This is a genomic window from Dyella kyungheensis, assembly GCF_016905005.1.
In the GTDB taxonomy this organism is placed as follows: domain Bacteria; phylum Pseudomonadota; class Gammaproteobacteria; order Xanthomonadales; family Rhodanobacteraceae; genus Dyella; species Dyella kyungheensis.
Genome location: NZ_JADIKC010000017.1, coordinates 1 through 5,245 on the forward strand (window position 1 = coordinate 1; position 5,245 = coordinate 5,245).

Consider the following 5,245-nt stretch of genomic DNA (forward strand, 5'->3'; position numbering starts at 1 on the left):
TGAGCAAAGGACACGATCCGCAATGGCGCCTTCCTTTCTGGAGCGCTACGGAAGTGCCCGCCATTGTCGAGACGATAGCCGACGCAGACAGGTACTTTGAGGCGGCGATTTGCCGCGAGTAGAAGGTCCGCTTCCGACCCGAAGCGGACCTGGAAGTAACTAAACCAGATCCCGTTTTTGGATGTAGGTTAGGCATGATGATTGCCCGTTCCGCCCTCGGACCATCGTCGAACATACGGGCTGGACTGTCGCGCCACCGACCGCCAACCAGCCCAATTCATCCACGCAAGGACGCAGCCATGCGTATCACCAAAATCACCGTCGAGAACTTTTGCTCGATCGAGCGCGTCGAGTTGAATGTCAACCGCTTCAACGTGCTCGCGGGGCAGAACAATCACGGTAAGACGAACCTTTTCGAGGCTGTCGAATGGTTCTACAACGGCTCGGGAAACATCGATGACATCCGATTCAAGCATGAGCTTGACCGTGAGGTCACGGTGGAGATTGAGTACTCCGATGTCCAGGCCGGGATTGAAGCGGTCATCAACGAGGGGACTAAGGCCAAATTCGCCAAGTTTGCGGACGGCCGCGATGTGCTCAGAGTGAAGCGAGCCAGCTCAGATGTCTCAAAGCGTCTACTGTGGGATGAGGGGAAAGGCGAGTGGACACAGAAGAACTTTGCCGGTTTTGACAAGGCCTTTAACGACTGTGTACCTAGACTCCAATATGTCTCGACACGTACGTCCCTCACCGAGGTATCAAAGTGGGGAAAGAAGACGCCAATTGGTGAGATGCTGTCTGGGGTGCTCACCGCCATTTTGGAGGGGAGCCAACGCTACCGGGACTTCAAGGAAACGTTCGACGAGTTATTCACGAACGAACAGTCCGAGGTCAGGCAGCAGCTGGACCAGCTTGCTGGCAAGGTGAAGATCCACTTGGGACGGCAGTTCCCGGAATGTAACAAGGTGGGTTTCGGGGTGAAGCCGCCGCTGTTCGAGGAGCTTTTGAAGTCGTTCGAGACTTCGATTGACGACGGTATCGAGACGTCCGCTGAAGAGAAAGGTGATGGCATGCAGCGTGCGCTCATGCTGGCCATCTTGAAGACGTATTCGGACCATCGCCGTGATAGCGATGAACTCGGCAAGAGGTTCCTGTTCCTCATCGATGAGGCCGAACTACACCTTCACCCGACCGCTCAGCGCCAACTCAAACTGGCGCTGATGGACTTGGTTAAGAACGGAGACCAAGTTTTCATCAACACTCACTCTTCGGTTCTGGTAACCGATGAGGACAACGACCAGACGCTTTGGCGCGTCGAGAAAGTTGATGGTGCGACGGGCATTAAAAAGATTGAGGGACGGGACAAGCCGGAGCTGGTTTATGAACTCCTAGGCGGTTCACCGGCAGACCTCCTTTTCCCCAGAAACTTCCTCGTCGTTGAGGGGGCATCCGAAGACATCTTCCTTGGTCATGTGGTACGGCGCTTCTACGCAGACAAGCCTCAGACGAAGGTCATCCGCGCGGAGGGAGACCATTCTCGACAAGAGCGCACGATGAATGCTCTCAGTGTTGCGTTCGCACCCTTGGCTCACACTCCTGTCTACCGTGACCGCCTCGTTGTCTTATGCGACCAACCATCGACTGGACGGCAACGGGACTTCAATGCGTTCATGGACGCGTACAAGGAGTTTGTTGCACGTGGACAGTTTGTAGTTTCTCCCGCCCATTCGCTTGAAGAGGGCTACCCGGAGCCGTGGAGGAAAACTGGCGACGAAGTCAGAGCGATGCAGTCACGTGACAAGACCACCCTCGCAGGAGAGGTGGGTCAGAAAATCACTAAGGAACAGTTCGAGAAAGAGATGTCCCATGTGTTCGGGGCTCTGACGAGCTCGTGGGAAAAGGCCCACAGCTAAATGGAGTAAGCCTTTTGAGGCTGCTCTCGGCTGCAAATAAATGGTCCGCTTCCGACCCGAAGCGGACGCCATGCAAATGCGCGTCTCGGCTAGGCAAAGCGTCAGGAGCTTCAGATAGATGATTCCAATACAGAAGGCCCTGTTTGGAAAAATTGCCGACCGGGAAACGGCCATTGATCTGGCCACCTGGGCCGGTGACGGCTATTTCGGGTGCGCCGCGTTGCTGGCCTTTTTCTGGCTTCTGTTTGCCCCTGGACTGATATTCGCCTTTCCCCTCTTCGCGATTTGCGGCTACTTCACCCGGTTCAAACACAGCCGCACCGCGGCCGTAGCCGGCGCCCTTCTAGGGCCCGTAAGTTTCGTCTTTTGGGCAGTGCCTCTATCGTTCACCCGAGTTGGCCTCGTGTTGGCGCTTACAACTTGGATTGGAACGCGTGGTGCCGTGGCGACCTTCAGGCTAAACGGAAGATTTCAAGCATCTGGTCGCTGAACTCAGAAACTGCGAGGCCGCCCGCTTGGCTGTCTCGCCACGACGCAAAATACAAATGATATGGTCTGCTTCCGACCCAAAGCAGCCCTTGGAGAATCGAGCAAGGAGAGAGCTATGGCTGGCCCTGACTATCTGATCGCCCATGCTTGTTTCAGCTGTCGAAAGAGCTTCAAAGTTCGCCCAAGAAAAGAGCGAGGCGCGACTTGCCCTCATTGCGGCGGCGCCATCTTGGAGATGGGGCGGTCCTTTCATGCGCCGAAGCGACGTGACGAGGAGCAGTGGGAGAAGGTAAGGCGGCTTTACAACGCCGGCTTTCGGTTCTTCAGCTACCGCGGCATGGAGGGGGCTCGATTGCCAGAAAAGCTGTCCGACGTACCTGCGTTCGTTTCCGAGAATCCTAATCACCCGCTGCGTATCGCGGCACCGAAGTAACATATTGATCGTTTACCGGTGTCCGCTTCCGACCCATAGCGGACAGGAGCTGGAGAGGAGAGAAATAGAAAAATGGATCGCTTAATGGCGGATCTCGTTACTTTGGTGATTGTTGTTCCCATTTCTTGGCTGCTGCTCGGCTTTCTCTTTCTTAAGATGAAGTCCGGCCTAACGTGGGCCTATTTCGCCTATGTCGGCTGGGCCGTTCTCGCGTTGGGTGTAGGCATGGATCGCGGCTCATACGGAGCGATCGGTGCTTTGGCCGGCGTCGCCGTGGGCACGGCAATAGGCGTCTGGTTGTTGGAGGCGACCGGCATTTCCAGGCTGAAGAGGGCCGCCAAGCCGCCAACGTTCGACTGAACAAAACGTCCGCTTTCGACCCGAAGCGGACATTTCAATGCATAGGAGATGGGCTGATGGATGTTGCTTTGGTTAGAGTCGCGACTGGAGGGGCGCTCCTCTGCAGCCTTTGTTGCCATGCGGTCGCGGCCGGTGCGCCGGAGTCCTTTCCCGTCAATCGCGAAAGCAACAATGCTGCCCCGCAGAACGGGGCGTCCCATGTGCAACAAGTGGTGGCCGCCATTGAGCAAGAGACCTCTCAGAAAAGGCGCATCGATGAAGCGGAGAGCTTGTATATGTGGGTGGCAGGCCCGGCGCCAAGGCAGGTTGCGGACGCCGACATAGACGCAATGGCTGGTCTGATGCGTGATCCCAATGATTCGATCAGGCTCGCGATAGCAGGTGCCTTAGGGCAGTTGGGTCCACGCGCGAAACGCGCCATGCCAGCGCTGGTGCAAGCCCTTAGGGAAAGGCCGTGTGAAAACGCACCAGCGACATCAGCAGCGGTCATTCGCATGGCCATCCAGCGGATCGGCCAAGTTGTGCCAGATGTACCCTGCACTGATCCATTCGGAAGTTGATTTATGTCCAGTTTGAGATAGTAACCGCTATGTCCGCTTCCGACCCGGAGTGGACCTGATGATGTTGCGAATGGACTATGGCTAGAGTCCGCTTCCGACCCATATGATCTGCGTGAAATCCACTCACGCTCAACAAGGATGTCCTGTGGAACTTGTCAAAAAATCCATCCCGCAGGCGCATCAGCCAAACGACCCCGGGTATTTACCGGTCGATAGCACCACTGCGCTGTGTCAGGCACTCATCGTTGCCAGACACGAACCAAAAGCCCTGGGCAGTATGCAAGCCTGCGCCATGGCTTATCAGGTCGGCGCGGCACCGTACGTGGGCCAGTACATTTCCCATCTTTCGAACCTCCCATCGCCGTGGTCGGTGCTCGGTAGCGCCGACGCTCAGACGTTTGGCGAGCGCACTTTCTTGGACGCGTCCGCACTGGATCTGGCGCTGACCGACCTGTTCGGACAAGGCTCGTCGGAACTTGCCACTAGTAAAGCACTTGGTGGAGTGGTTCAACGCTGCATGGACAGCTACGTGTGTCACCTTGTGCTGGCTATGACGGCCACGCCGGAGGCGATTGCGCTGGTCGCTGCATTGCGGTTGTTGAGCATGATCGAGCAGGTTGCGAACGTGGGAGCTGCCCCGTTATCCGAGCGCGCCATTGCGGCGATGCAGCGTGCGCATGTAGTTCTGCCCACGCAGATATTCCCGTTGCCGCAGGATCGGGAAGATTTTGAGATCACTAGCACCGACTAGGCCGGGAAGAACCAATTTCCAGAACCGGGGCCCAGAACCGGGGTGATCAAGACGCGGGCTCAGAGTGCACTTTTCCTCCTCGCTGGCTTAGAAAGTCGGCTCTGACCCCCCTGTTTTGTTGGCTACCAGGCGGGCTCTGGCATAACACCCGGCTCGCCGGCTGGCATGTTTGATCGACCGCTTACGACCCGTAACGGACATAACTCGTAAGGACATGATGAGATGGGGCGGCTCTTATGAAAACCTACCCGCTCCAACGGAGCGACGGCCAGATCTTTGCATTTGAAATCCCTGCTGCAGGGCTCTGGACGGGCTCGCTTGCACGATCGCTGCGGCGCGCGCCTGGGGTAGCCAATGTTCGCCGGGTCCGGAGCGATGACAATCGCCTTGCATTCGAACTCAATGGCGAGCCCTTCGTGGTGTGGGAACCATGGGGAGATAACTCGCGGTACTGGATCGGCCCTGTAGATACTGCAGCGAGATCGGAAGATGCCGGTGCGTTGGAAGCCCATCTCAGGCAGTCGCCGGTTTGGTATCAATGGCCTTGGCTTTTGCTTCGTGAGGATTGATGGCCTCTAGAGTTCGCTAGCTTTAAGTCCGCTTTCGACTGCGGCTTCAGCCGGTCAACGCAACACACTATAGACGCCCAAGCGTGAGGAGTGTTGCCCATGGCTATGCCCCGGAAGCATTTCACAGACGCGGATCGGACCCTGATATGGGACCGATGGCAGCAAGGTGA

The 5,245-nt window shown here is 56.9% G+C and carries 5 protein-coding genes; all 5 read left to right on the top strand.

Annotated elements, in window-relative coordinates; translation table 11 throughout:
* The first annotated feature begins 299 nt into the window (after positions 1–299).
* Positions 300–1,913 carry an ATP-dependent nuclease gene (locus tag ISP20_RS21315; RefSeq protein WP_204638230.1) on the top strand — a complete coding sequence of 538 codons (1,614 nt, stop codon included), beginning with the start codon at positions 300–302 and terminating at the stop codon, positions 1,911–1,913.
* A gap of 118 nt (positions 1,914–2,031) precedes the next feature.
* Entirely contained in the window at positions 2,032–2,403 is a 372-nt protein-coding gene (locus ISP20_RS21320; protein WP_204638231.1) for a hypothetical protein, read from the top strand.
* Positions 2,404–2,517: 114 nt separating this feature from the next.
* A complete protein-coding gene (locus ISP20_RS21325) occupies positions 2,518–2,835 on the top strand; it encodes a hypothetical protein (protein WP_204638232.1) in 318 nt (105 codons plus the stop codon).
* Positions 2,836–2,919: 84 nt separating this feature from the next.
* Positions 2,920–3,195, top strand: a complete 276-nt coding sequence (locus tag ISP20_RS21330; RefSeq protein WP_204638233.1) for a hypothetical protein — start codon at positions 2,920–2,922, stop codon at positions 3,193–3,195.
* A 705-nt stretch (positions 3,196–3,900) separates the two neighbouring features.
* Positions 3,901–4,506, top strand: coding sequence for a hypothetical protein (locus ISP20_RS21335; RefSeq protein WP_204638234.1), 606 nt, complete (start codon positions 3,901–3,903; stop codon positions 4,504–4,506).
* Positions 4,507–5,245 lie beyond the last annotated feature (739 nt).

Excerpts from the sequence above, each read along its gene's own strand:
- ISP20_RS21330 (WP_204638233.1), top strand. The coding sequence starts at position 2,920 with ATGGCGGATCTCGTTACTTTGGTGATTGTTGTTCCCATTTCTTGGCTG.
- ISP20_RS21320 (WP_204638231.1), top strand. The coding sequence starts at position 2,032 with ATGATTCCAATACAGAAGGCCCTGTTTGGAAAAATTGCCGACCGGGAA.
- ISP20_RS21325 (WP_204638232.1), top strand. The coding sequence starts at position 2,518 with ATGGCTGGCCCTGACTATCTGATCGCCCATGCTTGTTTCAGCTGTCGA.
- ISP20_RS21315 (WP_204638230.1), top strand. The coding sequence starts at position 300 with ATGCGTATCACCAAAATCACCGTCGAGAACTTTTGCTCGATCGAGCGC.